This window comes from Cutibacterium avidum ATCC 25577 (assembly GCF_000227295.1).
GTDB classification, from domain to species: Bacteria; Actinomycetota; Actinomycetes; order Propionibacteriales; family Propionibacteriaceae; genus Cutibacterium; species Cutibacterium avidum.
The window spans coordinates 274628-301476 of record NZ_JH165054.1 but is presented as its reverse complement, the minus strand read 5'-3'; the positions used below and the strand labels follow the sequence as shown (position 1 = coordinate 301476).

Annotated in this window: 23 protein-coding genes, 2 tRNA genes and 3 pseudogenes; 16 read left to right on the top strand and 12 right to left on the bottom strand. The window is 64.0% G+C overall.

Features of this window, described 5'->3' with window-relative positions; genetic code table 11:
• Nucleotides 1-5: 5 nt before the first annotated feature.
• The 9 genes from HMPREF9153_RS01310 to HMPREF9153_RS01270 are packed head-to-tail and all read left to right on the top strand — an operon-like array spanning nucleotide 6 to nucleotide 8580.
• Complete coding sequence (locus HMPREF9153_RS01310; RefSeq protein ID WP_023031807.1) at nucleotides 6-1022, top strand: hypothetical protein; 1017 nt, start codon at nucleotides 6-8, stop codon at nucleotides 1020-1022.
• Complete coding sequence (locus tag HMPREF9153_RS11685; protein WP_004808835.1) at nucleotides 1009-2475, top strand: ATP-binding cassette domain-containing protein; 1467 nt, start codon at nucleotides 1009-1011, stop codon at nucleotides 2473-2475. The genes HMPREF9153_RS01310 and HMPREF9153_RS11685 overlap by 14 nt, the downstream gene beginning before the upstream one ends.
• Nucleotides 2459-3346, top strand: a complete 888-nt coding sequence (locus HMPREF9153_RS01300) for an ECF transporter S component family protein (RefSeq protein WP_004808834.1) — start codon at nucleotides 2459-2461, stop codon at nucleotides 3344-3346. The genes HMPREF9153_RS11685 and HMPREF9153_RS01300 overlap by 17 nt, the downstream gene beginning before the upstream one ends.
• 20 nt (nucleotides 3347-3366) lie before the next feature.
• A complete protein-coding gene (locus HMPREF9153_RS01295; RefSeq protein ID WP_004808833.1) occupies nucleotides 3367-4485 on the top strand; it encodes an AAA family ATPase in 1119 nt (372 codons plus the stop codon).
• A 2-nt stretch (nucleotides 4486-4487) separates the two neighbouring features.
• Entirely contained in the window at nucleotides 4488-5375 is an 888-nt protein-coding gene (locus HMPREF9153_RS01290; protein WP_004808832.1) for a DUF58 domain-containing protein, read from the top strand.
• The gene (locus HMPREF9153_RS01285) at nucleotides 5359-5865 is read left to right on the top strand and encodes a hypothetical protein (protein WP_004808831.1); all 507 of its coding nucleotides are present in this window, start codon (nucleotides 5359-5361) and stop codon (nucleotides 5863-5865) included. The genes HMPREF9153_RS01290 and HMPREF9153_RS01285 overlap by 17 nt, the downstream gene beginning before the upstream one ends.
• The gene (locus tag HMPREF9153_RS01280) at nucleotides 5856-6827 is read left to right on the top strand and encodes a vWA domain-containing protein (protein WP_004808830.1); all 972 of its coding nucleotides are present in this window, start codon (nucleotides 5856-5858) and stop codon (nucleotides 6825-6827) included. Before HMPREF9153_RS01285 ends, HMPREF9153_RS01280 begins: the two co-directional genes overlap by 10 nt.
• Nucleotides 6824-7774, top strand: a complete 951-nt coding sequence (locus tag HMPREF9153_RS01275; RefSeq protein ID WP_004808829.1) for a vWA domain-containing protein — start codon at nucleotides 6824-6826, stop codon at nucleotides 7772-7774. Before HMPREF9153_RS01280 ends, HMPREF9153_RS01275 begins: the two co-directional genes overlap by 4 nt.
• Nucleotides 7771-8580: a hypothetical protein gene (locus tag HMPREF9153_RS01270; protein ID WP_023031804.1), complete on the top strand. Its 810-nt coding sequence runs from the start codon at nucleotides 7771-7773 to the stop codon at nucleotides 8578-8580. Before HMPREF9153_RS01275 ends, HMPREF9153_RS01270 begins: the two co-directional genes overlap by 4 nt.
• A 54-nt stretch (nucleotides 8581-8634) precedes the next feature.
• Here the strand turns inward: HMPREF9153_RS01270 and HMPREF9153_RS13005 are convergent.
• Nucleotides 8635-8874: pseudogene (locus HMPREF9153_RS13005) on the bottom strand (hypothetical protein); the annotation flags it as partial.
• A gap of 33 nt (nucleotides 8875-8907) precedes the next feature.
• Between HMPREF9153_RS13005 and HMPREF9153_RS12375 the strand changes: the two are divergent.
• Nucleotides 8908-9165 (top strand): hypothetical protein, encoded by a 258-nt coding sequence (locus HMPREF9153_RS12375; RefSeq protein ID WP_174266623.1) that lies wholly within the window; start codon nucleotides 8908-8910, stop codon nucleotides 9163-9165.
• A gap of 165 nt (nucleotides 9166-9330) precedes the next feature.
• Here the strand turns inward: HMPREF9153_RS12375 and HMPREF9153_RS12100 are convergent.
• Nucleotides 9331-9588, bottom strand: a pseudogene (locus HMPREF9153_RS12100) (hypothetical protein); the annotation flags it as partial.
• 162 nt (nucleotides 9589-9750) lie between these two features.
• Here HMPREF9153_RS12100 and dcuC point away from each other — a divergent pair.
• Both dcuC and HMPREF9153_RS01255 read left to right on the top strand, forming a co-directional pair.
• Nucleotides 9751-11118 carry a C4-dicarboxylate transporter DcuC gene (gene dcuC / locus HMPREF9153_RS01260; protein ID WP_004808826.1) on the top strand — a complete coding sequence of 456 codons (1368 nt, stop codon included), beginning with the start codon at nucleotides 9751-9753 and terminating at the stop codon, nucleotides 11116-11118.
• 75 nt (nucleotides 11119-11193) lie between these two features.
• A complete protein-coding gene (locus HMPREF9153_RS01255) occupies nucleotides 11194-12069 on the top strand; it encodes a MurR/RpiR family transcriptional regulator (RefSeq protein WP_015582309.1) in 876 nt (291 codons plus the stop codon).
• On the opposite strand, the gene HMPREF9153_RS01250 is transcribed toward HMPREF9153_RS01255, so the two are convergent.
• The 4 genes and pseudogenes from HMPREF9153_RS01250 to bcp all read right to left on the bottom strand — a co-directional run bounded on the left by HMPREF9153_RS01250 (nucleotide 12059) and on the right by bcp (nucleotide 14265).
• Complete coding sequence (locus HMPREF9153_RS01250; RefSeq protein WP_238993161.1) at nucleotides 12059-13219, bottom strand: lyase family protein; 1161 nt, start codon at nucleotides 13217-13219, stop codon at nucleotides 12059-12061. The two genes, HMPREF9153_RS01255 and HMPREF9153_RS01250, sit on opposite strands and share 11 nt — an antisense overlap.
• Before the next feature lie 6 nt (nucleotides 13220-13225).
• Nucleotides 13226-13423: pseudogene (locus HMPREF9153_RS12535) on the bottom strand (lyase family protein); the annotation flags it as partial.
• 222 nt (nucleotides 13424-13645) lie between these two features.
• Nucleotides 13646-13727, bottom strand: a tRNA-Leu gene (locus HMPREF9153_RS01245).
• A gap of 52 nt (nucleotides 13728-13779) precedes the next feature.
• Entirely contained in the window at nucleotides 13780-14265 is a 486-nt protein-coding gene (bcp, locus tag HMPREF9153_RS01240) for a thioredoxin-dependent thiol peroxidase (protein ID WP_004808823.1), read from the bottom strand.
• 83 nt (nucleotides 14266-14348) lie between these two features.
• Here bcp and HMPREF9153_RS01235 point away from each other — a divergent pair, with 83 nt between their 5' ends.
• Nucleotides 14349-14915 (top strand): DUF3618 domain-containing protein, encoded by a 567-nt coding sequence (locus tag HMPREF9153_RS01235; RefSeq protein WP_004808822.1) that lies wholly within the window; start codon nucleotides 14349-14351, stop codon nucleotides 14913-14915.
• A 102-nt stretch (nucleotides 14916-15017) separates the two neighbouring features.
• Here the strand turns inward: HMPREF9153_RS01235 and HMPREF9153_RS01230 are convergent, their stop codons facing one another.
• The 6 genes from HMPREF9153_RS01230 to HMPREF9153_RS01205 all read right to left on the bottom strand — a co-directional run bounded on the left by HMPREF9153_RS01230 (nucleotide 15018) and on the right by HMPREF9153_RS01205 (nucleotide 20780).
• Complete coding sequence (locus tag HMPREF9153_RS01230) at nucleotides 15018-15896, bottom strand: carbohydrate ABC transporter permease (RefSeq protein WP_004808821.1); 879 nt, start codon at nucleotides 15894-15896, stop codon at nucleotides 15018-15020.
• Nucleotides 15893-16939 (bottom strand): carbohydrate ABC transporter permease, encoded by a 1047-nt coding sequence (locus HMPREF9153_RS01225; RefSeq protein ID WP_004808820.1) that lies wholly within the window; start codon nucleotides 16937-16939, stop codon nucleotides 15893-15895. The genes HMPREF9153_RS01230 and HMPREF9153_RS01225 overlap by 4 nt, the downstream gene beginning before the upstream one ends.
• A 112-nt stretch (nucleotides 16940-17051) precedes the next feature.
• A complete protein-coding gene (locus tag HMPREF9153_RS01220; RefSeq protein WP_004808819.1) occupies nucleotides 17052-18365 on the bottom strand; it encodes an ABC transporter substrate-binding protein in 1314 nt (437 codons plus the stop codon).
• Between the two features lie 406 nt (nucleotides 18366-18771).
• Nucleotides 18772-18844: transfer RNA gene (locus HMPREF9153_RS01215), tRNA-Lys, on the bottom strand.
• Nucleotides 18845-18900: 56 nt separating this feature from the next.
• The gene (locus tag HMPREF9153_RS01210) at nucleotides 18901-19629 is read right to left on the bottom strand and encodes a type 1 glutamine amidotransferase (RefSeq protein ID WP_004808817.1); all 729 of its coding nucleotides are present in this window, start codon (nucleotides 19627-19629) and stop codon (nucleotides 18901-18903) included.
• Entirely contained in the window at nucleotides 19626-20780 is a 1155-nt protein-coding gene (locus HMPREF9153_RS01205; RefSeq protein ID WP_036979524.1) for a Mur ligase family protein, read from the bottom strand. Before HMPREF9153_RS01205 ends, HMPREF9153_RS01210 begins: the two co-directional genes overlap by 4 nt.
• 333 nt (nucleotides 20781-21113) lie before the next feature.
• On the opposite strand from HMPREF9153_RS01205, the gene imuA' reads away from it, so the two are divergent.
• The 3 genes from imuA' to HMPREF9153_RS01190 are packed head-to-tail and all read left to right on the top strand — an operon-like array spanning nucleotide 21114 to nucleotide 26687.
• On the top strand, nucleotides 21114-21710 hold the full coding sequence (imuA', locus tag HMPREF9153_RS01200) for a DnaE2-dependent mutagenesis accessory factor ImuA' (protein WP_004808815.1): 597 nt from the start codon (nucleotides 21114-21116) through the stop codon (nucleotides 21708-21710).
• Nucleotides 21700-23292 carry a Y-family DNA polymerase gene (locus HMPREF9153_RS01195; protein WP_004808814.1) on the top strand — a complete coding sequence of 531 codons (1593 nt, stop codon included), beginning with the start codon at nucleotides 21700-21702 and terminating at the stop codon, nucleotides 23290-23292. Before imuA' ends, HMPREF9153_RS01195 begins: the two co-directional genes overlap by 11 nt.
• 5 nt (nucleotides 23293-23297) lie before the next feature.
• Nucleotides 23298-26687 (top strand): error-prone DNA polymerase, encoded by a 3390-nt coding sequence (locus tag HMPREF9153_RS01190; protein ID WP_169311827.1) that lies wholly within the window; start codon nucleotides 23298-23300, stop codon nucleotides 26685-26687.
• The last annotated feature ends 162 nt before the right edge of the window (nucleotides 26688-26849 follow it).

Here is a 26849-nt window from a genome sequence, read left to right as displayed (position 1 = left end):
CGAGCATGAAACGCGTGCATCCCCTGACGGCCCTGCTGTGGGTCGTCTCGCTGGTGGCCGTGGCGTGGATGGCAGATCAACTCGTGGTGTCACTGACGGCTCTGGTGGCGCTGTGCGTGGTCGCGGCGGTGGCAGGTGGTCCCCGACGAGCCGTGTGGCGGCCTGTCCGCGAGATCTGCGTGGTGCTGGTCGTCATCTGGGCACTGCTCCTGGCCGGTGTGCTGGGTCATGTGACGACCACCGGCGGCATCGTGGTGACGTTGCCGTCCATCCTGATCGGCAGCCAGCAGATCGGAGGTGTCGTCCACGTCGGCCCGACGCTGAACGCCGCCAATCATGCCGTGCAGGCGTGTGTGGCAGTGGTTGCCGGGGCGGTGCTGGTGCAGTTGCGTCCCGCCCACGACTGGCTCGACCTGGCCATGTGCTGGTTGGGCCGGGGAGCGCGGGTGATGGCACCAGGGATGTGCATGGCAGAGGGCGTCTCGGTGGCGGTGGCCGATCGGGTCCGGCTGCGCCGCGACGGCCTGCGCACCTCGCGTCTGCAGGCCCTGGTCGACGGCATTGATCGTGGCCGCGAGATCGAGGATCGATGGGAGGAGGCCCGGCTTGTGAGATCGCCACGGTCCTGGTGCCGGGTGCTGGCGGTGGCTGGCACACTCGCCGTGCTGCTGGCGTGCGTCCGCCAGACCATGACGGGCTGGACGCTGTGGCACGGTGCCGCCGTGGACCCCTACTGGGAGCGTGCCCTGATGATCGTTGCCGGTCTGTGGGCACTGGTCGGTTTGGTGGTGCTCATGGTGCACGGGCTGCCCGGGGTGGGGCGGCTGCGTCTGGTGGACGTCGCCCTCGTCCTCGCGGCCATCGCAACGCTCGTGGCATGGCTGGTCCGAGATCGCACGGGGGATGATGCTGCGTTGACGACGCCCAGCGGGATGCCCGTCGTGCTGTGTGTCGCCGTGGTGCTCGGTGCGGTCGCCGTGACGGTCACCTTCAACGCTGGAGGTCGACGTGCTCGAGGTTGAGTTGATGTGTGTGGATGTCTCGCGGGTCGGCCGGATCCTGGACGACGTCAGTGTGTGGGCAGGGCAGGGAATCACCCTTGTCGCGGGCCGCAGTGGCTGCGGGTCGACGACCCTGCTGCGTCTCGTCGCAGGCTACCGGGATCGACAGGTGGTGCGCCGACGTGGCGTGGTCCGACTGTCTGGGCGACGGATCGACCAGATGAGTCGTGCCGAACTGCGTCCCCTCATGACGATGGTGGGGCACCGTCCGCTGGGAGGCAATATCGACCCCGCGAACCTCACGGCCCATGACGTCGAGCTGCGCAGCATCATCGAGGAGCTGGGGCTCACCCGGTGGTGTGGCACACCGGCGGCACGGATGCCGGCCTGCGTGGCGGCCCGCATGGCACTGGTCGAGGGCATCGCCTCCGAGGCACCGGTGCTGCTGCTGGACCAGGTGTTGGCACCCATGACGTCGGTGTGGCGGTCTCGTGCCGCCTCCTGCATCGCCCGTGCAGCCCGGGCGGGTCGGATCGTTGTGTGGGCCGAGCATGCCCTGGAACACGCCCTGGGAGTCGCCGACAGTGTCGTGGAGATCGTCGACGGGCACGTCCAGCAGACGGCTGCCCCGTCGTGGTCGTCCAGCCAGCTGCCACCGACGCCCCTGCAACAGATGGCTGGACGGTCGGGCGAGCAGTTCTTCACCGATCCGGCCCAGGCCCACGACCACTTCGCTGCGGCGGCGGTCACCGCAATGTCGTTTCCCCACCCGCAGCAGTCCGAGGGGCCGATACTCGCCCGCGTGGACCCGGCAGACCTGCGGCTGTCCGGCGGGCTGGTCGACGTGCGTGCCGGGCAGGTGCTGGGAGTCGTGTCCCACGACCCGGTTCAGGCGCATCGGGTGGCACGCCGTCTGGCTGCCACGGTGAATCCGTCTGGTCCCGGCGATCGTCTGTTGCACACCCTGCTGCGTCAGACGAGTGTGCGGCGGGCCTGCGACCTGGTCGACCGTCGATCCGATCGCTCGGTCGGGGCGAGCATGGAGCTGGCCGACGAGGTGCTGGGGCCGGTGGGTGCGCGTCGCGGCGTCGAGCACGGCGAGGGCCAACAACGTCTGCTGGCCGACGTGTTGGCGTGCGCAGATGGTGAGGTCGTGCTGTGGATCGACCCGGGATGGGCGGTCGACGCCGCCAGCGGTGATCGTCTGGTGAAGGCGGTGCGGCAACGGGGGGCGGCCGTGATCATGGCGTGTCGGGACATTGACCTGGTGGCCCGATGGTGCGATCGGGTGCTGGTCGTCGATGAACATGAGGTCGTGGCCGACGGACGCCCCGGCTCCGTGGTGGACGATCTTCCCTGCCCACCTCAGGTGGCCCAGGTGTTTCCTGGCTGCCACGTTGTCAGAACAGCCGATCTGACCTTGGTCCCGGGGGCTGGTTCGGGGAAGGGCTGGGCCCATGCGCAACTGGTGTAGTGGAATCGTCACGGCGATACTGGCCGTGGCGACCGGGGTGTGGCTCGCCATCCCGCTCATCGACTCGATGCGAGCGGGGACCCGACAGCAGGCCACCGTCGAGGCCCAGGCGATGGCCTTGTTCCTCACGGCAGGTCTCGTGCTGCTGGCGGTGTGTCGATGGATCGATGACGGCCGTCGGGTCTGGCGGGTCGGGCTGCTGGTGTGCCTCGTCGTGGTGAACTCGCTGGTGCGGGTGACGATGTCGCCGCGGGTGTTCGGCGTGGAGCCGGTGTTCATCCTGCCCTTCCTGGTCGGGGTGTCTGCCGGGCCGTCGGCAGGATTCTTCGTGGGAGCCGGATCATGTCTGGTCTCCAGCATGCTGGTGGGCACGGTCGACGCGCCGCTGCCCGGACAGATGCTGGCGTGGGGGTTCACCGGGCTCATCGGCTCGGTGTTGGTGCGGGTGCCGACCAGACCGGCATGGTTGCTCTCGTGGCCACTGGCCGTGCTGTGCGGCCCCGTGCTGGGCGTGATGCTCAACCTCATCGGATGGCCCACCGACGAGGCCGGTACCGTCGGGCAGAACACGTCCGACGCCTTCGTGACCGGCCTGTCGAGCACGAAGACGATCCAACGGCTTGTGCGCTACTCGGTGCGCACCTCAATGGGGATCGACCTCACCCGTGGCGTGTGCACCCTGCTCGGCGTCATCATCATCGGCGCACCGACGATCCGGGCGCTGCGCACCGCCTGGGGCAGTCCCGACCGGCGCACCGACGAGGCCCCGACAAGCCGCAGCACACCGATCAGTTCCGAGGCAGTCGAGCGACGAGAACAGGCAAGGACAAGGACGAAGGCATGGTTCACGGACCAGGAGGACACAGCGTGAGCGCAGAGACGACCAGAAACATGGCGAAGGCGGGCTGGACGGCAGGAAACCGTCCCCGCCGCGGCGAACCTGACAGACGTGGCGAGTTCGGCGGACACGGTGGGCTCGGAGGAAACGGCACGCCCGTCGCGAGGGGCGAGTCCAGCACGACGGGGTCGAGGATCGATCCTGCAGAGGTGGACCGGGCACGTCGTCTCGTCAAGACGATCTCGCGAGCCTTCGACTCCAAGGTCGTGGGTCAGGAGGCATTGCGCACGGCACTGCTCGTTGGACTCATCGGCGGGGGTCACGTGCTGCTGGAATCGGTGCCGGGCCTGGCCAAGACGCTGGCAGCCTCCACCCTGGCCTCCACCGTCGATGCCAGCTTCTCGCGCGTGCAGTGCACCCCCGACCTGCTGCCCAGCGACATCATCGGCACCCAGGTGTTCAACCCCGGCAGCAGCACGTTCACCACCGAGCTGGGCCCGGTGCATGCCAACGTCGTGCTGCTGGACGAGATCAACAGGTCCAGCGCCAAGACGCAGGCCGCCATGCTCGAGGCCATGCAGGAGAGGCAGGCGACGATCGGGGGCAAGACGTACCCCATGCCCGACCCGTTCCTGGTGCTGGCGACCCAGAACCCCATCGACGAGGAGGGCACCTACGTCCTGCCCCAGGCGCAGATGGACCGTTTCCTGCTCAAGGTGATCGTCGACTACCCCTTGCCCGCCGACGAGGTGGAGATGCTGCGCCGCCTCAAGTCCGGCGCACTCGAGTCACGCACCGTGTCGGCAGTGGTGAGTCGCGACGACGTGCTGTGGCTGCAGGGTCTGTCGCGACGTGTCCACGTGGATGAGTCCCTGCTGCACTACATCGTCCAGATCGTCCATGCGACCCGGCATGCCGGCGAGTATCTTCCCCAGGAGCAGGCCCGCTACCTGGAGTACGGTGCCAGCCCACGTGCCACGATCGCATTCGTCGAGGCAGCCTGTGCCCATGCACTCATGCACGGACGTGACCACGTGATCCCCGACGACGTGCGGGCGATGCGCCACATGATCCTTCGTCACCGACTCATCCTCACCTTCGAGGCCGTCGCCACCCAGGTGCCCGTCGAGGAGATCATCGACGGCATCTTCGGCGCCGTGCCCACCCCCTGACCATGGCGTACCTCACAGCTGTCCAAGGACGCCTGGGGCTGTACCCGAGGCGTCTGGTCATGGGTCTGCTCGACGGCCAGTACGCGTCGATGACCACCGGGCGCAGCATGGACTTCGACGACCTGCGCTCCTACGTGCCCGGCGACGACGTCAAGGACATCGACTGGAAGTCCTCGGCACGTTCCGGGGAGCTGCTCATCAAGAGTTACCGGGCCGAGCGCAGGCACACCCTCGCGTTCGTCGTGCCGAGCGGTGGATCACTGGCCAGTGCCGCCACACTCACCCATTCCAAGATCGACGTGGTGCTTGCCACCATCGGGGTGCTGGCATGGGTGGCGTGCCACCAGGGCGACTACGTCACGGTCATCGCCCCGGGCAAGGACGGTCCGAGCGTGGCGCGACCGTCGTACCGGGACACACAGATCGAGCACATGCTCGCCGGACTCGACGCCGGATGCCGCCTGGAGACACCCGATCCCGATCTGGTGGAGCTGCTCGACCTGACCGCCTCGGGGCTGCGCCGTCGTTGCATCGTCGTTGTCGTGCTGGACGACTGGGATCCCCGTCCTGCAGACGTGGATGCCCTGGCGAGTCTGTGCGCCCGCCACGAGGTGCTCGCCATCGAGGTGTCCGACCTCGACCTCACCGATCCGGCCCTGGCCACCGTGCCCACCCGGGACCAGGCAACCGGTCAACCCGTCCCGGGATTCGTGGCCCGGGATCGGCAGGTGCGTGAGCAGGCCGTGGCCGCCCAGCAGGAGCGGGCCAGACGTCGCGGCCGCACCTTGGACCGGCTCGGCATCATCCACGAGTCCGTTGCCGACGTGGACGACTCGGTTGCCGCGATCGTCCGACTCCTCGAGAGGATGCGTCATGCCTCCCGTCACTAGTGCCTCGCCAGGGCTGCTGTCCGCCCTGGACCTGTACCCGCCCGTCTCCCACGACTCGAAATGGTGGTGGGTGGTCCTTGGCTGCCTGGTCGCGACCGCAGCCGTGCTGTGGGGGTGTCGTCGCGTCCTGACGAGAATCGACGCCGCAGCCATGGCAGGAGGGCCGGCAACGCTGGAGACGATCCGTGCCACCGCATTGCGAGACCTTGATGCCGCCGAGGGCGCCTACCGACGTGGCGAGCCAGACCGTACCGTGTGTCGAGGCATCAGCATGGCCCTGCGCAGGTTCGCCGCGCTCGCCTGTGGCAGCGACCTGGACTACGAGGGGTTGGACGAACTCTCCCGTCATGCCGAGGAGGATCCGCGGCTGGAACCGGTCGTCGCGGTCGTTGAACGGTGCTATGCGGTGGAGTTCGACCCGAGGGGCCACGGCGTCGATACTGACGAATTGCTGGCCGATGCCGTGAGGACGGTGCGCTCATGGACCTGATGTGGTGGTGGATGTGGCCGATCGTCGTCGTCGCGGCCGCTGTGACGGTCCTCATCGGGTTGGTGCTGCGCCGTCACGAGGGCGTCGAGCGGCTTGCAGTGGCGCATGCCGACCGACTGCGTGCCCTTCCTGCTTACCGGGACCACGCCCGGCGGCGAGTGCGATGTCTGGTGATAGCGGTGGTGTGTTGGGGAGTGGCCGTCTGCGGAGCCGGCCTGGTGGCCGCCAGATTGCAGGGGATCGACGATGATGATCGTCAGATACGCACCCGTGACGTCATGCTGTGCCTTGACGTGTCGGGTTCGATGGAGGGGGTGGACCGTCAGGTCATCAACACCTACATCCAGCTGGCCGACCACATCAGCGATGACCGGATCGGATTCGTCATGTTCGATTCCTCGTCGGTGACGGTGTTCCCCCTCACTCATGACCGTGACAGTGTCAAGGCCGGGCTGGAACAGGCCGGAGAACGGCTCGGTCGGGCAGATCTTGATCCGGGGGTGCGATACGGCCCAGGCGGCTCGCTGGTCGGCGACGGCCTGGCTTCCTGCATCAGCAGATTCGACCAGCTTGACCAGCCCCGTTCTCGAAGCATCGTGCTCGCCACCGACAACATGGTTGCCGGGTCTTCGGTCTACACCGTGCCCCAGGCCGTCGACTTGGCTGTGAAACGCCACATCATGGTTTTCGGCATCGTGCCCGCCAATGACGATCCCGACTACCGGGCGGCTCGTGACGAGCTGCACCAGCAGGCGTTGCGTACCCACGGCCAGACCTTGACGATCCCCTCCGATGGGCAGGCCGACACGGCAGACGTCGCCCACCGCATCCAGGCCCAGGCCAAGAGAGCAGTCATGGCCATGGCCAGCCATCGCTCCTACGACATGCCCTGGCCCGGGGCCCTCATGATCGGCGTTGGGGGACTGGGGGCCATGATCGCTCGACGACGGGAGGAACGATGAGCTGGCATCCTCACCCCATCGCGGTGGCACTCGCTGTCATCATGCTCATCGTCGCCGTGTGGTTCGGTGTGCAGGGCCGCCACACTCGCGGCAGGACCGCCACCACGATCCTGGACATCCTGCTGGCCGTGCTCGTCGGGCTCATCGGCCTGCACCCGGTGGTGGGCGAGTCCGGTCGTCAAAGTTCAAGCGTGGACGCCGACATCGTCATCATGGTCGACACAACTACCTCGATGGCGGCCCGCGACAACGGGAACAAGACGCGTCTCTCCGGGGCCATTCGCGACATCGCGCAGCTCGCCTCGGTCTTCAGGGGTGCCCGGTTCACCCTCGTCACCTTCGACAACGAGGCCCGGGTGGCGGTGGCCTCGACCACCGACACCGGCACGATCGTCTCCGCAGCGAACTCCCTCACCTGGCGTGAGGACACCAAGGGCACCGGCACCGACATCGGTGTGGGGGTGCCCACCGCCGTCGACGCCCTGCGGAAGGCCCGAGAATCGGCGCCTCAGGCCACCAGGATGGTCTTCTACCTGGGCGACGGGGAACAGACGGCCACCAAGGCCCCCGGCTCCTTCGCAGCACTCAAACCTCTGGTGACCAACGGTGCCGTCTACGGCTACGGCACCGCCAAGGGGGCACCGATGGCCCGCTCGGCCTTCGACTCCAACGACGTCACCTACCACGGTCGCAAGGCCATCTCCCACGCTGACCACACCACGCTGACCAGCGCCGCTCGTCAGGCGGGTCTGTCGTTCGCCGCTCGGTCACCTGGCAGGACGCTCACCCCGCCCCAGATATCGCTGAACCGCACCACCCATGAGGAGCAGGTGAACGCGGGTACGGACCTGGCGTGGATCCTCGGCCTCGTCGCTGCGGCCGACGTCGCCGTCCAGCTGACCATGAGCGCTCGCCAACTGCGCCGGGCACGAAAGGACGTCCTATGAGAGGCCCTCGCCACACACGTCAGACCGATCCGCGACGCTCCTGGCGAGAGGTGATGAGCCAGAGCCGGGCTCGCCGGGCACGCCGGCTCACCGTCGGGGTGACGGCGCTGCTCGTCGCCGTTCTCGTGCTCACCGCGTGCCGACTCGCCGCCACCTTGGTGTGTGACCGGCTCGGCAGCGGGGCCTTCACCTCCCAGCAGTACGACCAGGCCGAGCGCTACTTCGGGGCGAACATGAGGTTCAACGTCACCGAACCGTGGATCGCCAGCTACGACCGCGGAACGAGCCGGGCTGCTGAGAGCAAATACGCCGACGCCGAGAAGGATCTCCGTACCGCCCTCGAGCTGGCACCGGAAGGGCAGAGGTGCCGGGTGGGCATGAACTTGGTGTGGACCATGGAGGAGTCGACCACGATGCAGAACCTCAACCGTGGCACGGCCAAGGCCGGCACGTTGAGGGAGGCCAAGCACATTGCGCAACGGCTCAGGTGCCAGGGCAGAACCACTGCACCCCAGTCCCACACCCGGCAGACCTCAGCTGATCAGAAGACCGAGCAGTCCACCACCATGAAACGCCTTGACCAGGAAATGGATCAGGCACAGCAGGGCTCACAGTCCCAGGAAAAAGAGCCACCCAAGACGAAGGATTCCGAGCAGCAACGGCAGAAACGTCTGTTCGCAAGGAACCAGCAGGCTCTCAACGAGCAACGCCGTAGCAGCCAGGACCAGAACGGATCGCCCCAGCATGCTCCGAGCGCGTCCACGCCCCGGACGGCCGGTGGAGTCCCCGATAGAAAGGGTTGGTGAGATCTGCGGCGTCGCCAGAGCGTAGCCCCTTCTCTTGAACGGTGCTCATCAGAATCATTCTGTGTCTTGGCGGGGTTGCCTCCGGCGTGCCCACCACACCCCTGCACCCAAGGCGATGACCGCCACTATCACGCCGATGGTGGTGAGAGGACCCGATCCGTGCCCCCGTTCGGGAGGCATGGCGGGTGGTTTGCGAGCGGTGGTGATCTGTCGAGGAGGGACCCCTTTCCCGGTGCCCCATCTCCACCCCTCGACGGAGCCTGCGACAGGGTGATACTGCGCTGCCCCCTTCGAGGAGAACGTCCACCGATCCGAGGGGGAGGTGGCGTGCCAGTACGACCAGAATTGACGAGTGGACTTGTCATAGCCGCCATGCGAGCAGGCGTCCTCGGGACGGCCCTGGAGCTCGCAGACGAGGCCGGGCTGGGATGGCGGCTGGCGAACATCGACGCCGATCTGGTGCAGGGCATCCATGCCGTCGGAGGGTCGCTGCGCGCACCCCGCAGTGAGGGGTTCGTCGGGCATGTCCACGACCACCCACACTCCATTGTGAGCGGTGCAGTCGGCCGCCGTCGTTGGCGCTGAAGCTGACGGAGTTGGTTGTCCGAAGGCAGCCGGAGCCGGTATCCAGCAGGCCATCACAGTGGCCAACGCGATGACGGTACGAGATATCGCGGAAGCGCAAGAGTTTGTGTGAACTCGACGAAAACACATCATGGATCCAATATCTCCCAACACATCGTGACCAGGTGAATCCGGGGTGCGCTGGAACCCTGGTGTCACGATGATGAGAGGGGCCTTGCGCTCTGCTGTTGCGGTGTCGGGTCGGAAAAGATCGGCACTGGCCACTGCTCCGTCCTTACCGGGGATCATGAGGCCTTGGACACTGATGTGGCCGCCGCCAGTCTGGACGAGGCTTGATCCGACAGCTCCAACCACGATGAGTAGGAGACAGATAAGGACATGTACCGCTGATCGTGATCGTCGCATCGCGGTTGCTGAGTGCATCATTGCTCCTTGTTGTTGGTTCCTGTGGGCACGGACTGCACAGGAGGCGGCAGTGCCATCGAAAGCGGCGTCGCCAGCTGAGGCAATGTTAGTATTGTTTCTGTCAACGTCGATGACGTAGTTAAAGTTTCATAACGGTGATGGGTTGACGAAGGAGTCATCATGACAGCTGTGCTGGCGGTGTGTGCACTGCTCGTGACGGTTGCGGCCGGTTGGTTGCTGGTCAAGAGATACAAGCCAGTGCTGGTTTTGCTTGGAGCCGGACTGTTGCTGCTGCTCATCAGGGTGATTCTCAGGCCTTCGGTTCCGCTGCTGGAAGGCAAGGAGAGTTCTGGCAGCGTCTGGTTCGACATCGTCGGGATGATCGAATCCATCGCGAAGGATCAGCTCACTGGCGTTGGACTCATCATCATGGCTGCCGGTGGTTTCTCGGCATACATGAATCGGGTGGGGGCCACGGAAGCGCTTGTCCGACTCGTCATCACCCCGATCACCAAGCTGAAGCAGCCCTACCTCATCCTCGTGCTGGCCTACGTCATCGGACAGCTCTTGTTCATGGTCATTCCGAGCGCCGCCGGTCTGGCCATGCTGCTGGTTGTCGTCATGATGCCGATCATCGTTGCGGCTGGCGTGAGCCCGGCGGCCGGTGCCGCCGTCATTGCGACGACGAGTGCCATGCCCATCGGACCGGCCACTGGAACCGAGATCCTGGCCGCCCACACAGTCGGTCTCTCTCCTGCGGTGTACTTCGTCAAGCATCAGCTGCCCGTGGCAATTCCGACAATCATCGCGGTTGCCATCACCCATTTCTTCGTCCAGCGCCGTCTGGATCGCAAGGGTGAGGACGAGGCCGGAGAACGCAGTGATGAGCACAAGTCCTCGGGCCGCGTGGCGCCGACGTGGTACGCCCTCTTCCTGCTCCTGCCGATCATCCTGTTGGTCGTCTTCAGTCCGCTTGCTGTCAAATCCATCCAGCTCTCGACGGTGTCAGCGTTCCTGCTGGTGTGGGTGCTTGCCGTCATCGTCGAGCTCATTCGTAACCATGACCGTTCTGCAGTGCTGACCGACGCGAACACCATGTTCGTCGGCATGGGCAACATGTTCGCCAAGGTGGTGTCCCTCATCATCACGGCGCAGCTCTTCGCCGAGGGCCTCAAGCAGGCCGGCGTCATCAAGTTGCTCGTCAGTGGGGCCGAGGGGATCGGTCTGCCGTTGTGGGGAATGGCGATCTTGTTCACCCTGGTCGTCGGTCTGGTGACCTTCCTGACGGGTTCTGGCGTCGGGTCCTTCACGTCCTTCGCATCGCTGGCTTCCGGTATCGCCAGCGGCTTGTCAGGCAACGCGACGAACCTCGTGACACCGATGCAGTTCGCCGGTGGCTTGTTCCGCTCGGTGTCGCCCATCTCGGGTGTGGTCATCACGGTGGCTGGAGCTGCCGGGATCTCCCCGATGGCCGTCGTGAGGCGGACTGCGCTCCCGACGCTCGTCGGTTTCATCGTCATGATGGCCTCAAGTCTCATCCTCATCTGATCCACGGGTAATATTCATGGCTGCTAGGGCTGCGTCGGCGGTCCTAGCATGCTCTCAACCGCGGAGGAGATGACGATGGCTGAGTCGACGGGCTCGGCGTGCGACGGCCTGTACGCCCGGTTGGGGGAGTTGCAGGCGATGACGCCGACTGATGCTGTCATTGCTCAGTATTTTGAAGATTCATTTCCCCATCTGGCTCTGGAGAACCTCGACGAGATCAGTGCTGCGACAGGTGCGTCAACTGCGTCCGTGACCCGTTTTGTTCGCAAACTCGGGTACGCCAGTTTCCGTGACTTCTCACGCAGCCTCCGCGACGAAGTGGCCGTCAATTTCGATCTTCCCAGCGATCGCACCACGAATGGCCCCACCATCAATGAGCCCGGGGCGATGTGGCGCTCCAAGATGGATGCTGCTCGTCGCAGCATCGACGTCGGCCTCAATTCCATGGACGGGGAAGCTTTCGACCGCGTCGTCGAGGTACTTCGCGACGATTCACGCCCGCTCTACCTCGTTGCGGCTGCCAGCGGCCATCCGCTGCTCGATTACTTCCAGATGTTGGTGCGTTACTACCGTCGCGAGGTCGTCCTGTTGGAATCGACGGATCGGATGGCCCATCAGCTCATCGATCTTCCCGACGACGCCATCCTGCTGGCCTCGGTATTTGACCGGCATTCGCGGATGGTTGAGTCGGTCCTGCGGATGTTCCATCAGCGTGACATGACGACGATCCTGTTGACGAACCGTTCGTCGACCCCGATGCGTCGTTACGCAGATCATGTCCTGCTGGTCGCATCGGAATCCTCGACGGCCTTCCGCTCCCGGGCCTGCTATCTCATCCTGTTGGAGTCGCTGGTGGCCGCCTTGGCCCCTGCAGACCCAGAGATGGAACGCTCGCGGGTCGAGAGGATGCAGGAGCTCTTCGACGAGCTGGGAGTCTTCATCACTCCGTGACACCGGTTCCAGTGTGCGGCTGACCAGCAGCAACACGCCGTGACAGTTCCGCAGACAGACCGGTGTACGACGACGGGTCGGACAACTCGTCAAGGTCGATGCCATCAAGTTTTTCGGCGATCTCCGGTCGGGCATCGACGAACTCGCGCAGGCTGGTTCCGGCAGCTCGATAAGCGGCTGAGAATTCCTGGAGGAGGTCGTGTGCTCCTTCGTGACCCAACCGCGATGCAAGCTCCATCATGATTCCCTCGCTGACGAGCAGAACTCCTTCGCGACGGGCATTGACGTCGAGCTGGCCGGCGTTGAACTCGAGCACGTCGAGGAGTTCGAGGAGCTTCTGTCCTGCTCCGTCGACCGCCGCGAGGATGCGGGGGATGGCGTCGCGTTCGACCTCGAGCTGACGATGGTCTCGCTCAAAGTCGCCAGGGGGGTTGGTGAGGACGGTCGCGGCGGCACCAGCAGCCATACGAGCGGCTGCCGTGATTTTCATCGTGGAGAAAGGGTTGCGCTTCTGCGGCATGGTGCTCGACCCGGACAGATGGGGGTCGAGGGCCTCAGCGGCTTCCTGGAAGTCGGTGCGCTGCATGTCGTAGAGGTCCTCGGCGATCTTCGCGAGGGTCTGGGCGTGGATGGCAAGGTTACATGCCAGCTCGGTGAGTCCGTCGCGGGAAGCGTGCCAGGCGATGAGCTCGCACACCAGACCCAGCTCCTTTGCGACTCCCATGGCGACGGTGGTGCCGTGTTCCCCCATCGAGGCATAGGTTCCAGCAGCTCCCGAGAACTGCACCAGGAGACAACGTTGCCGGGTTTCGGTGAGACGATCACGGGAACGTTCGAGATCGGCGGCCCAGCGGGCGAACCGCATTCCGAGGGTGGTGGGGACGGCATGCTGACCATTGGTGCGTGCCACCATGAGGGTCTTGGCATGGACGCCGGCAAGGTCACGGATACGCGCCAGGAGCTTGTCGGTGCAGTCGTCGATGAGGTCCAGGGAGTCCCGGATCTGGAGGCCGCGGGCAGTGTCAAGGATGTCCTGGGTGGTGGCACCGTAGTGGACCCAGGGACGGCGGTCGTCGTCAAGGGCGGAGCGCAGCGCGTCGAGGCCAAGAGCGAAGGGATTGCCCGTCCCCCCGCCGAAGATCTGCTCCATGGCGGCATCGGTGGCCTGAGCTTGCTCGGTGATACGAGCCCCGGTTCCCTCCGGGATCATGCCGATCGCGGTCTGGACTCGAGCCAGTGCAGCCTCGACGTCATACCAGCTCTGCACTGTCGATCGTTCTGACCAGATCTCGTCCATCTGGGCTGTGACGTAGCCACGGCGGGTGATCTGGTTGTCGAAGGCTCCGAACGCCATTGTTTGCCACCTTTAATAACTAGCTGGGGTTGAAAGTTATTTTACAACGATGACGGGATGGGGGCATGCGGTTCGTCGTCATTGGTGCGTTGCGCTGGCCGACGTGGGAGGTCCATGGGCTGTCTCAGCCCTGGTGGAATGAATCGACGGTTACTTTCGCCCCTGCCAACGAGACGCCGGTACGTCTCTGCCGTGGTGACGACGACGATGTTCGTCACACGGTGCCGGAGAAGGGACTCGAACCCTCACACCACAAGGCACAGGAACCTAAATCCTGCGTGTCTACCAATTCCACCACTCCGGCATAGGGGGGCGTCGCGGCCCCCGGGCCACCGCAGGCCCTCGGTCTTCCCGAATCAGCAGTCGATCTTGAGCTCCCTGCAGAGCTTGTCGACATGGCCCTTGGCCCGAACATTGTACTGGGCTTCAATGATCCTGCACGAACCGTCCGCACCGACATCGACGACGAAGGTGGAACGGATGACCCCAACGATCTCCTTACCGTAGACGTTCTTGGCTCCGTAAGCGCCGTAAGCCTTCATGACGTCCTTGTCCTCGTCGGAGAGCAGGGTCAACGTCAAGGACTCCTTGGCGACGAATTTCTGGAGCTTGGCAACCGGGTCGGGCGAGATGCCCAGTATCTCGTAGCCGGCGCCCTCGAAGTCGTCCAGATGGGCCGTGAAATCGACGGCCTGAGTGGTACACCCAGGCGTCATGGCTGCGGGGTAGAAGTACACGATGACTTGCTTGCCAGCGAAGTCGGAAAGGGTGATCTGATTGCCGTCAGCGGCGGGCAGAGTGAAATCAGGGGCCGCATTACCGGGCTCAAGACGGGTGCTCATGGCCTCAACGATATAGGCTGTTGCCAGACCAGCGCCGCGCCTACGTCGGCGCAAAGCGCAGACACGGCACCAGGAGGGGTCACATGGCTGATAGCAAGTCGAAGGCGAAGGACGAGCGCTCCGCTGATGAGATCAGGCGGGACATTGCAGCGACTCGTGCTCGTCTGGCGGCCGGGGTGGAGGGCCTCGTGGAGGAGGTGCATCCGGCCACCCTCAAGCGCGAGGCCACCGATCGCGCCCGTGACTACGTGCAGGGCGAATTCGAGCAGGTCAAGGGCCAGGTCAAGGGCGAGCACGGCTGGCGGATGGATCGTATCGGCATTGCCGGGGGTGCGCTCGCTGCCGGCATCGTCGGCATCATCGTGCTGCGCGCGATCGTCGGTCGCGCCACCGGAACCACTGCTCGCCGCAAGCTCGAGAAGTTGCAGCTCTCCGAGGCCAAGCGGGTTCGCAAGGAGGCTAAGCAGCGTCGCAAGGACGATGCCAAGGCTGCCAAGAAGAACGCCAAGCTCGGTAAGAAGAATGCCAAGAAGTACGGCAAGCTCGACACCGATGACTCGTCGGTGAGTAACCTTGCGGAGAAGATGCTGAAGCAGGCTGCTGTGCTGCGTGCACAGGCCGCTGCCGAGCGTGAGGAGGGTGCTGCCTGATCGGATCGGTTCGGCATGAGCTGATCGACCGCACCGATCCAGTATCAATTCGGCCCCGGTCCGTCGTGGACCGGGGCCGAACTATGTTGTGTCCGGCAGGTATCACTTGAGACCACCGGCAGCCAGACCAGCGACGATCCGGCGCTGGAAGACCAGCACCATGATGACCAGCGGCACCGTCATGATGACGCCGGCGGCCATCTGGGAACCGAACGGGGTGTTGAACTGGGAAGCACCGGTGAACTTCGACAGCAGCACCGTGGCAGGTTCCATCTTCGGGTCGTTGATCATCGTGACGGCGACGAGGAACTCGTTCCACGCACCGATGAAGACGATGATCGCCGTGGTGAAGATGCCGGGGGCAGCCAGCGGCAGGATGATTTTGCGGAATGCTTGGGCGGGGGAGCAGCCATCGATCATCGCGGCTTGCTCCAGCTCGTCGGGCATCTGCTTGAAGAACGTCGTCAGGTTCCACACGGCCAGAGGCAGTGAGAAGGACAGATCGGGGATGATCATGGCTTGGTAGGTGTTGATCCAGTGCCATGCCGAGAAGTTCTTCAGCAACGGGACGATGATGGCCACCAGTGGGAACATCGACGTCGCAATGATGAGGATGAGGAATCCGCCCTTGCCACGAAAGTCCAGCCGTGCGAGGGCGTAGGAGGCGAAGGTGGCGATGAGCAGGGCAATGATCGTCACCGAGATCGAGACGATGAGCGAGTTCCCCAGCCCGCGCAGGAAGTTGTTGTTTGGCTGGAAGACGGCCTGGTAGTTTTCCAGCGACGGGTGAGCTGGCCACCACGTGTTGTCGAAGATCTCGTTGTCAGGACGCAGCGAGGACACGACCATCCAGTAGAAGGGTGCCAGGCAGTAGACGACGATGAGGACGATGCCGATGACCGGCAGTACCTTGACCCAGGCGTTCTTGTGGTGGGTCTCCTGATCGATGGCTCCCGGTGCAGTTGCAGTAGCGGTGCTCATGACGACACCTCCTTGCCACTCGAAGCTGCGGCTTGTGCAGCGTTGGCCTTCTCCCGGGCACGACGTCCACCAGGGCGTCCGCCATTGACGAAGGTGGTGGCCTTCATCTTCTTGCGCTTGTGCTCGTCACCGACGAGATCGGCGCCGAGGATCTTGATGAAGGCAAATGCGATGATGAACACGTAGAGGAACAGGATGATCGCGTACGCTGCGGCCGCACCGTACCTCAGGTTCGAGGCCTCGTCCTGGACCAGCATCGACAGCGTCTCGACCGACTTCCTGCGCGGGCCGACGAGGATGAACGGCAGGTCGAACATGCGCAGGGCATCGAGGGTCCGGAACAGCACGGCGACGACCAAGGCCGGTTTGACCAATGGCAAGGTGATCGAGACAAATCTCTTCCAGGCATTGGCGCCATCGACCTTGGCGGCCTCGTAGACCTCGGTGGGAATTACCTGGAGACCTGCCAGTGTCAACAGACCGATGTACGGGGCGGTCTTCCAGACGTCGGCGATGATGATCGACCACTTGGCCGTCCAGTTGCCCGAGGCCCACATGATGTGCTGACCGAGGATGGCGTTGGCGACACCGTTCTGGTTGAAGATCCATCCCCACAAAATGGCGGAGACCGCTGTAGGGATGGCCCAGGGGACGAGGATGGCGGCTCGGACGACGCCTCGTCCAGCGATCGCCCGATGCATGATGAGCGCCATGATGACGCCCAGGACGGTCTCGAGAACGACCGTGACGACACCGAAGAGGGTGGTGTTCCAGAACGCGTTCCAGAATCGATCTCCGGAGCCGGTGAAGATGTCGGTGAAGTTCTTCATCCCGACGAACGGCTCGGTGTCGTTGACGAATCCAGTTTCGGGATCCAGACCGGGCTGGCCATAGAGGGCCTGCTTCACCGATTGGATGACTGGGATGACGATGACGATCGTCAGGGCGATGAGGGTTGGCGTGATGAGAGCCAAGGCCAGGTGTTCCTGGGCCCTGGCCCGAGAAGACCGGTTGTTGGTCTTCTCCACTGCTGCAGTGGTCATGTGAAGCTCCTTGTCCCCGGCGTTGTCCGCCGGGTGGTGCGAGCGATGTCATGGATACGGCGGGGTGAGTGACCCGCCCCGCCGTACTCATGCGGTTAGTTCTGCGTGACGATCAATTCTTGATGATCGTCTTCAGCTTGTCGGCCAGCTGCTTGGCAGCACTTTCGGCGTCCGTCTTGCCCTGGAGAGCTGGGTAGATGGCGTCCTGGATGGCCGCGGTGACATCACCGTAGGCGACGGCATGCGGACGGCCCTTGGCGCTGTCCAGAGAGGCCTTCAGGGTCGGCAGGTACGGGAGCTTCTTGACGTTCTCGTCCTTGGTGTACAACTCGCCGTAGATCGGTGCGTTGGACTGCTTCTCGAGGTTGTACTGCTCGGACTCCTGGTTGGTCCACCACTTGACGAACTTGAGGGCCGTGGCCTTGTTCTTGCAGTTGGTGGTGATGGCGCAGTTGTGGCCGCCCAGGGTCGGCATGTAGTCCTTGCCGTCGATGGAGGGCAGCGGGGCGACGCCGAACTTGTCGGGTCCGAGCTCCTTCATGTTGTTGCCGTACTGGTAAGGCCAGTTGCGCAGGAAGAGGACCTTGCCGGACTCGAAGCCGTTACGGCTGTCCTCTTCCTTCCACTCCAGGGCTGCGGTCGGGATGAGCTTGGACTTGAAGGCGTCGACGGCGGTCTGGATGCCCTTGATGGACTCGGGGGAGTCGACGGTCACCTTTCCGGAGTCGTCGACGATCGCACCACCACAGGTGTTGATGAATTCAGAGATGTTGCAGGTGAGGCCCTCGTACTTGGCCCACTGGCCGCCGAACCCACCGATGTCCTGCATGCCGGGGAGCTTGCGGACGGCCTCGGTGGCCTTCTTGACGTCTTCCCAGGTCTTGGGAACCTCGACCTTGGCCTTCTCGAGGAAGTCCTTGCGGTAGTACATGATCGAGGCGTCAGTGACATACGGAACGGCGAACTGCTTGCCGCGGTACGAACCGGTCTCCCACACCGAGTCAATGACGCCTTCGGGCTTCATGTCCTGCGGGATCTCCACGATCCATCGGTTGGCCGCGAACTCGGCAACCCACACCAGGTCGAGGCCAATGACGTCGTAGGCGGCAGAGTTCGTCTGAGCGGCGTTGATGAAGGACTGACGCTGCTGGTCGGCCTCCGAGGACAGCTCGATGAGAGTGACCTTCTCCTTGGGGTACTTCTTGTTCCACTCATCAATGCGCTTCTGGACCATTCCACCGGAGAAGTCCTTGCCCTGCACCCAGCTGATGGGGCCCTCACCAGTGAAGTCTGCCCCCTTGGCTGCGGGCTTGTTGGATCCGGAGTCCTTCGAGTCTCCGTTGGAACAAGCTGCCAAGGCACCGAACGCCAGTGCTCCGACGGAGCCCTGGATGAAGGCCCGGCGGGAGTGTGTGTAGTGCGTCATGTGACTTCTTCCTCCTTGAACTGGGCGATGTCGACAGCGACATCACGTACGCATCAGCGATTTCCTGCAGGTGCGATAGGTCACAACCTCAGACAGGATATTACACCGACTGTCCGGCATGTGTGCACGTCGTTTTGTGATGAACCTGAATGATTGTGCACGACAAGTGGGATTGAGGGGCGTTCCCTCCACCGGGGTGGTCAGAGCGGTGTTGGTAGATGACTGGATCAGTCTGAATCGTTGTGGAAGGAGGGTATTGCTCCGATCCGAGCGGTGTCCTGGGATTGCCGTTTGCTGGTGGCTGGACAATCTCTGACATCGGGAGAAGGTAGACTAGGGGCACAGAATGTGAACATGAAGGAAGCCGTTCCACCCTGTCTCCAGGATGAAACGGCTTCCGTTCCGGTGCGCCGCCAGGGACTCGAACCCTGAACCCGCTGATTAAGAGTCAGCTGCTCTGCCAATTGAGCTAGCAGCGCCGGCGAGAAAAAACATTAGCGGACTTCGGCCAAGATGCAAAACCGAGGTGACGAGTTCATGGCCGGCCGGTGCGTGCGGCATCGATTCGACGCTGTCTCAACGCCGTGATCTCGGGCAGGTCGAGGGGCTCCAAATGGTGTCCTAGAGCTATTTCGAGCACATGGTCGGCGAGTTGAGGGTTGCGTGCGAGAACCGGTCCGTGCGGGTAGGTGCCGATGACACGATCCTGCACGGCTCCTTCGTCGCGACGGTTGCCGTTGCCCCAACCAACCTCGACAGCAGCCAGCGGCTTGGCGTCAGAACCAAGTTCTGTCCAGCCGCCGTGGTTCTCGAAACCGGTGATCGAGCAGGTGTTCCCGTCGGGCTGGGTCCAGATGTGTAGAACCTCCCCGACGGCACGCTCCGGGCCGCGTCGGGTCTCGGCGTCGAGAAGCCCGAGCCCCGCAATGACCTCGTCGCGGGCTCCGATGGTGAAGGACTTGCCACAGATCTGGTAGCCGGCGCACACCGCGAAGAGCATTGCGCCGTCGTCGAGGGCGGTGAACAGTCCGCCATCGGCCTTGAGTTCTCGGACAGCGGTGATCTGGGCGGTGTCCTCGCCGCCTCCTAGCAGATAGATGGCCCCGTCAGTGGGCACCTTCTGGCCGGGCTCGACGGTGACGAGCTCGGCGTCGATACCGCGCCATTGCAGCCTCTTGGTGAGGACGACGGCATTGCCGTGGTCGCCGTAAATACCCAGCAGGGACTGGTACAGCAGGACGATCTTGGGACGGTCGGTGTTCATGCCAGTCCTCCGAGTCGGCGCAGTTTCTGGAAGGGGGTGTAGGTCGACAGCACGTCGATGGGATGGTCAGAGTCCCATTTGCCGGCCAGCAGTGGGGAGCTGAGGGCCTGGGCGAGACCCTCGATGACGACGTGCTTCACACCGGCGTATTGCAGCCTTACGGCCAGGTCGAGGGCACGCGGGCCGGTGCAGATGACGGTTCGTCCGACCAGCTGCTCGTAATCAACGTCCCACAGCCAGGAGACGTCCTTACCGTCGGCGGCCACCGCATCGATGGCGAGTACCAGCGGATCGGAGGTCGTCAGCGGCAGGGATTCGGTCCAGCCGGCGGGATTCTTCGACAGCAGTAGGCGGCAATGGGTGCCGCTGATGGTGCAGGTGGCATAGCGGCCGGCGGGGGACTCCACCGTGGCGATCCCGCGCAGCGCGTCCTCGGGCTGGATGCTCATGTGGATGGCCGCGGCAAGGGCACAGGTGGCGTTGGTGAGGTTGAAGGAACCGGGCACCTGGACATCGAGGTGGAATCGTCTCCCGGAGGCCTCGACGGCGTCGTGGTCCTCTACCCACCAGTCGGCAGCAGGCTGACTCAGCTCACATCCGGGGCAATCCCATCCGTCCTCGCCATGGGTGAGGACGGCGTCGCAGTTGGGACACAGCGTCGAGTCAGCGGTCCAGCGAGGCTTGGTGTCCACCCAGATGACCTGACGAGCCTTCTGGCACACCCACACGATGAGTGGGTCGCAGGCATTGGCGACCACTGTCGGGCCATGCTCGGCGGCCCCTTCCAGGGCAGCGCGCCAGTCGCGTCCCAGGAAGGTCAGTTCGTGGTTACGGTCGAGCTGGTCACGGCTGAAGTTGAGCAGGACCAGTACTTCCGGGTTGCCCATCGCGACGACGTCGGCGACGACTCTCTCGTCGGTCTCCAACACGGCGATGGTGGCGTCAGGGGCTTCTCCCAGGGCCGAGACGATGCCGTGATGCAGGTTGGCCCCATCGGCATTGGTGACGACGTTTCGTTGGCCGTCAGGAGTCCCAGCTTTCACCGCGGCGGTGAGGAAATGGGTCGTCGTGGTCTTGCCGTTGGTGCCGGTGACACTGGCGACGCGACGGTCTGCCAGCAGCTCGGGCAAGGCGCGGGGAGCCAACGTCATCGTCACCCGACCACGGATTGATGCTCCTGAGCCCCTCCCGGCCAGGCGAGAGGCTGTTGCAGCTGTCCTCCCGGCCAGCAGGGCCAGTTGCAGCCGCGGGGAGGTGCGGTGTCTTCCAGGTGACGAGGTCATGGTCCCAATCATGGCAGGAGGGGGGGACGGTCCTGGTGCGATTCGCCGACGACGAGGAGGTTTCTACGGTCTCCAAAAACTGGTTGACAAGGTTGTTCGTTGTTGTTCCAGATGGGTGTCGGGAAACCTGTCGGGCACGCGTGTCACGGTAATTCCCGTCAGCTACGAGGGGCTGACGAGTGCCGGACGAGGGGGTGCGTAATGGTTGACATCGAGGAGTTGGTGAGCCGTGGTGTCGATGGTCTGGAGGTTCCCAACGGACATGCCATCCACCCGTTGCTTCAGCCTCTTTTCCCCGGTGGACTCATGCCCGCGGTGTACCGGCTGGATGGTGCGTCCTCAGTCGGGCTGGGGCTTCTCACCCATGGCTGGTGTGGGGTGGTCGGACTTCCCGAACTCAGTGTCGAGGCAGCTCGGCAGTGGGGGGTGGAATTGTCGAGGTTGGTGCTCGTGCCCCATCCGGGGAACTGGCTTGAGACGGTGGCCACCCTCGTCGAGGGCCTTGACGTCGTTCTCGCCACGGCCCCACCACCATTGCCGATGGCGGCCAGCAGACGATTGACGGCCAGGCTGCGTTCTCGGGGCTCGACCTTGGTGGTGCTGGGACCGTGGCCCAACCCTGCTGCTCGAATTGACGTCCGCACCATGGGGTGGCAAGGGCTCGGCCAGGGGTATGGCTGTTTGTCGGCTCAGGAACTTGAGGTGACGGTGGTGAGGCATCACCACAACCATTCCGTGCGGCTCGTTCGTACCGGTACCGGGGTGCATCCTGCCGAGGAGGTGACTGATGTTTGCTGAACGGCTCAGTGCAGCCCCGGTTCGTGTCCTCATGGCAGTGATTCCCGGGTGGCGAATCGTGGCGGCGTCTCGACGTCAGTCTGGGGATGCCCCTCTTCTGGTCGTCGATCGCGGGGTCGTCGTCGACTGCTGTTCCCGAGCAGCCGAGGAAGGAGTGGTCCCTGGTTTGCGAGTGAGAGCTGCCCAGTTGCGCTGTCCAGACGCCGTTGTCGTGTCTCACGATCCTGCCTCTGAGGAGGTCCTCTTCGACGAGGTGGTTCGCGAGATTGAGAGGTCAGTGGCGCCTTCGGTCCACGTAGTGCGACCAGGGGTGGCCGCGGTGGCTGCTCGCGGAGTTGCTCGTTTTTATGGTGGGGAACGCGCCGCTGCGCAGCGCATGTCCGAGGTGCTGACTCGGATCGGGTACGCGGATGCGGGAATTTCGGTGGCGGACGGACTGTTCGCAGCAGAGGTGGCTGCCACCGATGTGGCCGGCCCCGAGAGTCATGACCCGAGGATCCTCAGTCCCGGGACGTCCAGGGACTTCCTGGCTCCCCGCGACGTCTCGGTTCTGGCGCGTACCGGACAAGCCGATGAGGCATTGGTTCGGACCTTGCGCCAGCTCGGTCTGACGACTGTTGGCTCCTTCGCCGGTCTGGACCGTCAACATGTCGTCCAGCGGTTCGCGGAGGTTGGTCAGCGCGCCCACGATTGGGCACGTGGCATGGACGCCGCTGTGCTGTCGGCACACCGGCCCGAGGACGACGACGCCATGGAAGTCGTCCTTGACGATCCGGAACCTTTCGGCGCACAGGTGGTGACCGTGGTGCGTCCTGTGGTGGAGGAGTTCATGGCAAATTTGGCAGCCGACGGCCGGGTATGTTCCCAGGCCCGCATTCTCATCCGAGCCACCACGGGATTGTCTGAGCGCACCTGGCGTCAACCGTGGCAGTTCAGCGGTGACGATCTGTTGGCTCGGCTGTCGCGTCAACTCGATGACCTTCCGCGTGGCATTGACGAGTTCGGTGCTGATGAGTTCTGCCAGTCTGGCGTTGAGGCGGTGCGGATCGTTCCCACCATCCATCGTGCGGGCGAGGCGGCCGAGGGATTGTTTGGGGCCAGGCCCGCCGAGCATCTCGTCCACGTCATCTCCCAGTTGCAGGAGAGGCTGGGCCCCGAAGGGGTCCTGGTGGGAGAAGTCGCCGGTGGTCGGATGCTCAAGGACCGACGCCGACTGGTTCCTTTCGGGACGGTTGCCGAGGACGCGCGTCCGGTGGATCGCCCCTGGCCGGGCCACCTCGACGGTCCAGCTCCCGGGATCGTGTATTCCCGTCCGCTGCCAGCCCGGCTGGAGACGACCGACGGCATGCCACTGACGACATCGTCCGACCTACCGTCGATCAGCCCGGGATGGTTTCACGACGGCACGTCGCGACGGCGCGTCATCGCATGGGCCGGGCCATGGCCGGTGCACCAAAGGTGGTGGAGCACCCCGGCCGTCTCCGTGGAGCGAGTGCAGCTGGTCACCGAGGACCAACAGGCGTGGGTGTTGGCGGGATCGGCTGACCGCTGGTGGGTCGAGGCTCGTTACGACGAGGCGTGATCGGGGTGAGTTACCACAATCCTCCGATTCCGTGGAGAGAGTTGGAAAGACGCATCTCGGGACGGCGTCCTCCCAATGGTCATCAGGACAGCCATGCTGATCAGACCGGCTATCGCCGCGTCCGTAAACCCTTTGACCGTCATCCCCTCCGACCCGAGGGGCCGGTGGTGCCCTATGCCGAGCTGCACTGTCACTCCTCCTACAGCTTCCTTGACGGTGCCTCCAGCCCGGAGGACCTCGTCACCCGGGCGGTGGAGTTGGGGTTGTCAGGGCTGGCCCTGACCGATCATGACGGCCTCTACGGAGTCGTCAGGATGGCTGAAGCGGCTGAAACCTGTGGCCTTCCCACCATCATCGGGTCGGAGTTGTCCATTGGAGTGCCGGAGCCTCAGAACGGGGTGGCTGATCCGGTGGGCAGCCACCTGCTCGTGCTGGCCAACGGTCCGGAGGGGTATCGCCGCTTGGCAGGCGCCCTCACCGACGCCTATCTGGCCGAGGGAGGGCAGAAAGGTCATCCGGTCCATGATCTTAATCATCTGGCCGAGGTGGCCGACGGGCACTGGACTGTCCTCACCGGGTGTCGCAAAGGAGCAGTGAGACAAGGGCTGGCCAGGGGAGTGCCGCAGGCCGAGGCCGAGCTTCATCACCTGATTGATCTCTTCGGCACTGACAACGTCCTGGTCGAGCTGACCGATCATCGCGCTCCCACCAATTCCCGTGACAACGACGTCCTCGCTGAGCTGGCGGGTCGTCACGGCCTGACAACAGTGGCGACGACAGCTGCCCACTACGCCAGTGCTGAACAGTTCGAGCTGGCCTGCGCTCTGTCAGCGGTGCGAGCTCGACGCAGTCTTGACGAGATGGACGGCTGGCTTCCTCCTGGCCCGGTGGCGAGGCTGCGTAGCGGGGTGGAGATGGCAGATCTGTTCAGCCGTCATCGAGATGCGGTGGACAACACTGTGGCGGTGGCTGAGAGGACGGCTTTTCAACTGAGGTCGGTGCGTCCGGGTCTGCCCGATCAGAAGGTGCCCGAAGGTCACACTCCCATCAGTTGGCTGCGTCATCTGGTGGAGGAGGGGCGTCAGGGCTGCTATGGGGACGATCCGGCGGCCAAGGACCGACTGGCCACGGAACTCGATCTCATCGAAGCCCGAGACTTTGCCGGCTACTTCCTCATCGTCTCCGACATCGTGGAGTCCGCCCGGTCCCGGGGGATCTTGTGTCAAGGACGTGGATCAGCAGCGGCCTCGGCGGTCTGTTACGTGCTGGGCATCACCGTCGTCGATCCGGTGTTTTACGGCTTGCCCTTCGAGCGGTTCCTGTCGGTGCTGCGCGAGGAGGAGCCTGACATCGATGTCGACTTCGACGCTCGACGTCGTGAGGAGGTCATCCAGTACGTCTACGCCAAGTACGGGCACCGCGACGCTGCCCAGGTGGCTGACGTCATCACCTATCGGCCGCGCAGTGCCATCCGGGACACGGCCAAAGCCCTCGGTTATTCCCAAGGGCAGCAGGACGCGTGGTCGCGTCAGATGGAGAGACGATCAGTGGTGCCGGGCTCCCGGAGCTCCGAGGGCCCCGAGATTCCTGCCGACGTCGTCGCCCTCGCCCAGCAGGTGATGGGGCTACCGCGTCACCTGGGCATCCACTCGGCCGGAATGGTGCTGACCCAGGAACCAGTGGAACGCATCTGTCCGATCGAGCCAGCCCGGATGCCTGGTCGCACGGTGCTGCAGTGGGATAAGGAGGACTGTGCCTGGATGGGGTTGGTGAAGTTCGACCTGCTGGGGTTGGGAATGCTCTCGGCACTGAGTATTTCCTTCGATCTCATCTCCCGGCACTGCGGACGCTCTTGGACCCTGGCGTCGATCCCGCGTAATGAGCCCGGGATCTACGACATGTTGTGCCGCGGTGACAGCATCGGTATCTTCCAGGTGGAGAGCCGGGCCCAGATCGGCACCTTGCCTCGGCTCAAGCCACGGTGTTTCTATGACTTGGCCGTGGAGATCGGACTCATCCGCCCTGGCCCGGTGCAGGGAGGGGCAGTGCATCCCTACATCAGACGACGCACGGGTGCTGAACCGATCACTTATCCCCACCCTCTGCTTGAACCAGTGCTCAAGCGCACCCTGGGGATCCCGCTCTTCCAGGAGCAGCTCATGCAAATGGCTACGACAGTCGGTAACTGCACGGCTGCTGACGCTGACCTGCTGCGTCGAGCGATGGGGTCCAAACGTGGGGTGGAGCGCATTGACTCCCTGCGTGCCAAGCTCTTCGAGGGGATGGCAGCCAATGGGATTGACGACGTCACTGCCCGGGACATCTATGCCCGCATCGAGTCTTTCGCAAATTTTGGATTTGCCGAGTCTCATGCCTTGAGCTTCGCCGGACTGGTCTATACCTCAGCCTGGGTCAAGCTGCATTACCCAGCGGCTTATCTTGCGGCCCTGCTGCGCAGCCAACCGATGGGGTTCTATTCCCCGGCGACTCTGGTGGCTGATGCTCGACGACATGGTGTGGTGACTCGACGTCCAGATCTGACGAAGTCGTCAGTAGGAGCTGACATGGAACTGCTGGGTTCCCGTGACGGTGGTGTCGAGACGGGGACGGACGACTGCCTTCATGACCACGAGGAGTCCGAGATCGGTCCTTTTGATCCCAGACGTGATGACGGTGGCCATCGTCGAGACACCTACTTCGCGGTGCGGTTGGGCCTCTCTGACGTCTCCGGCATCAGTGCCGAGACAGCCACCCGGATTATTGAAGAGCGGGACCGCGAACCTTTCACCAGCCTCGACGATCTCGCTCGTCGGGTTGAACTGAGTGAGGAAGAGGTGGAGGCCCTCGCCCTGGCCGGTGCTTTCGACGACCTGGTGGGTTCCAGACGCGGTGCTCTGTGGCAAATCGGTCAGATCGACGGTGTGGCACCGGGCCAGCTGGATGTTCAGGTGGCGACCCAACCGCCTTTGCTTCCCGAACCCACTCAGCTGGATCTCCTAGGTGACGATATCCGTGCCACCGGAATCAGCACAGCAGACCATCCTGTTCGCCACGTCGGGGGCGTCCTTGATCGACGAGGTGTGGTGCGAGTTGACCGGCTGGGTGACGTTGAGGCTGGACGACGTATAGAAGTTGCTGGAGTCGTTACCCATAGACAGAGACCTGGGACGGCTGGGGGAGTGACCTTCCTCAACTTGGAGGACGAAACCGGTCTGCTCAACGTCATCGTCACCCCGGGGGCATGGAGGCATCACCGACGTGTGGCCCGGACGTCGCGAGCCTTGGTGGTGCGGGGGATCCTGGAAAGAGGCGACGAGGGGGTGATGAGTTTGCAGGCAGATCGGTTGGAAGCACTTGACCTATCGGTATCCACGAGATCCCGCGACTTCCACTGAGCCGGTCCTGACAAGGGGTTATAACGACAGGGGCGGCCGAATTTGCATCGACGCTCAACCATGTGTAATGTTTCCCGAGCTGTCCGGGCTGCTTCAAGCGGTTCTCGGATGGCAACCGAACTGAATCCCAACTCAACGGATTTGACGGCGAGGAACGGCTTC

Coding starts and splice junctions, on each gene's coding strand:
- HMPREF9153_RS01310 (WP_023031807.1), top strand. CDS start 6: ATGAAACGCGTGCATCCCCTGACGGCCCTGCTGTGGGTCGTCTCGCTG.
- HMPREF9153_RS01300 (WP_004808834.1), top strand. CDS start 2,459: ATGCGCAACTGGTGTAGTGGAATCGTCACGGCGATACTGGCCGTGGCG.
- HMPREF9153_RS01295 (WP_004808833.1), top strand. CDS start 3,367: ATGGCGAAGGCGGGCTGGACGGCAGGAAACCGTCCCCGCCGCGGCGAA.
- HMPREF9153_RS01290 (WP_004808832.1), top strand. CDS start 4,488: ATGGCGTACCTCACAGCTGTCCAAGGACGCCTGGGGCTGTACCCGAGG.
- HMPREF9153_RS01285 (WP_004808831.1), top strand. CDS start 5,359: ATGCCTCCCGTCACTAGTGCCTCGCCAGGGCTGCTGTCCGCCCTGGAC.
- HMPREF9153_RS01280 (WP_004808830.1), top strand. CDS start 5,856: ATGGACCTGATGTGGTGGTGGATGTGGCCGATCGTCGTCGTCGCGGCC.
- HMPREF9153_RS01275 (WP_004808829.1), top strand. CDS start 6,824: ATGAGCTGGCATCCTCACCCCATCGCGGTGGCACTCGCTGTCATCATG.
- HMPREF9153_RS01270 (WP_023031804.1), top strand. CDS start 7,771: ATGAGAGGCCCTCGCCACACACGTCAGACCGATCCGCGACGCTCCTGG.
- dcuC (WP_004808826.1), top strand. CDS start 9,751: ATGACAGCTGTGCTGGCGGTGTGTGCACTGCTCGTGACGGTTGCGGCC.
- HMPREF9153_RS01255 (WP_015582309.1), top strand. CDS start 11,194: ATGGCTGAGTCGACGGGCTCGGCGTGCGACGGCCTGTACGCCCGGTTG.
- HMPREF9153_RS01250 (WP_238993161.1), bottom strand. CDS start 13,219: ATGGAGCAGATCTTCGGCGGGGGGACGGGCAATCCCTTCGCTCTTGGC.
- bcp (WP_004808823.1), bottom strand. CDS start 14,265: ATGAGCACCCGTCTTGAGCCCGGTAATGCGGCCCCTGATTTCACTCTG.
- HMPREF9153_RS01235 (WP_004808822.1), top strand. CDS start 14,349: ATGGCTGATAGCAAGTCGAAGGCGAAGGACGAGCGCTCCGCTGATGAG.
- HMPREF9153_RS01230 (WP_004808821.1), bottom strand. CDS start 15,896: ATGAGCACCGCTACTGCAACTGCACCGGGAGCCATCGATCAGGAGACC.
- HMPREF9153_RS01225 (WP_004808820.1), bottom strand. CDS start 16,939: ATGACCACTGCAGCAGTGGAGAAGACCAACAACCGGTCTTCTCGGGCC.
- HMPREF9153_RS01220 (WP_004808819.1), bottom strand. CDS start 18,365: ATGACGCACTACACACACTCCCGCCGGGCCTTCATCCAGGGCTCCGTC.
- HMPREF9153_RS01210 (WP_004808817.1), bottom strand. CDS start 19,629: ATGAACACCGACCGTCCCAAGATCGTCCTGCTGTACCAGTCCCTGCTG.
- HMPREF9153_RS01205 (WP_036979524.1), bottom strand. CDS start 20,780: ATGACGTTGGCTCCCCGCGCCTTGCCCGAGCTGCTGGCAGACCGTCGC.
- imuA' (WP_004808815.1), top strand. CDS start 21,114: ATGGTTGACATCGAGGAGTTGGTGAGCCGTGGTGTCGATGGTCTGGAG.
- HMPREF9153_RS01195 (WP_004808814.1), top strand. CDS start 21,700: ATGTTTGCTGAACGGCTCAGTGCAGCCCCGGTTCGTGTCCTCATGGCA.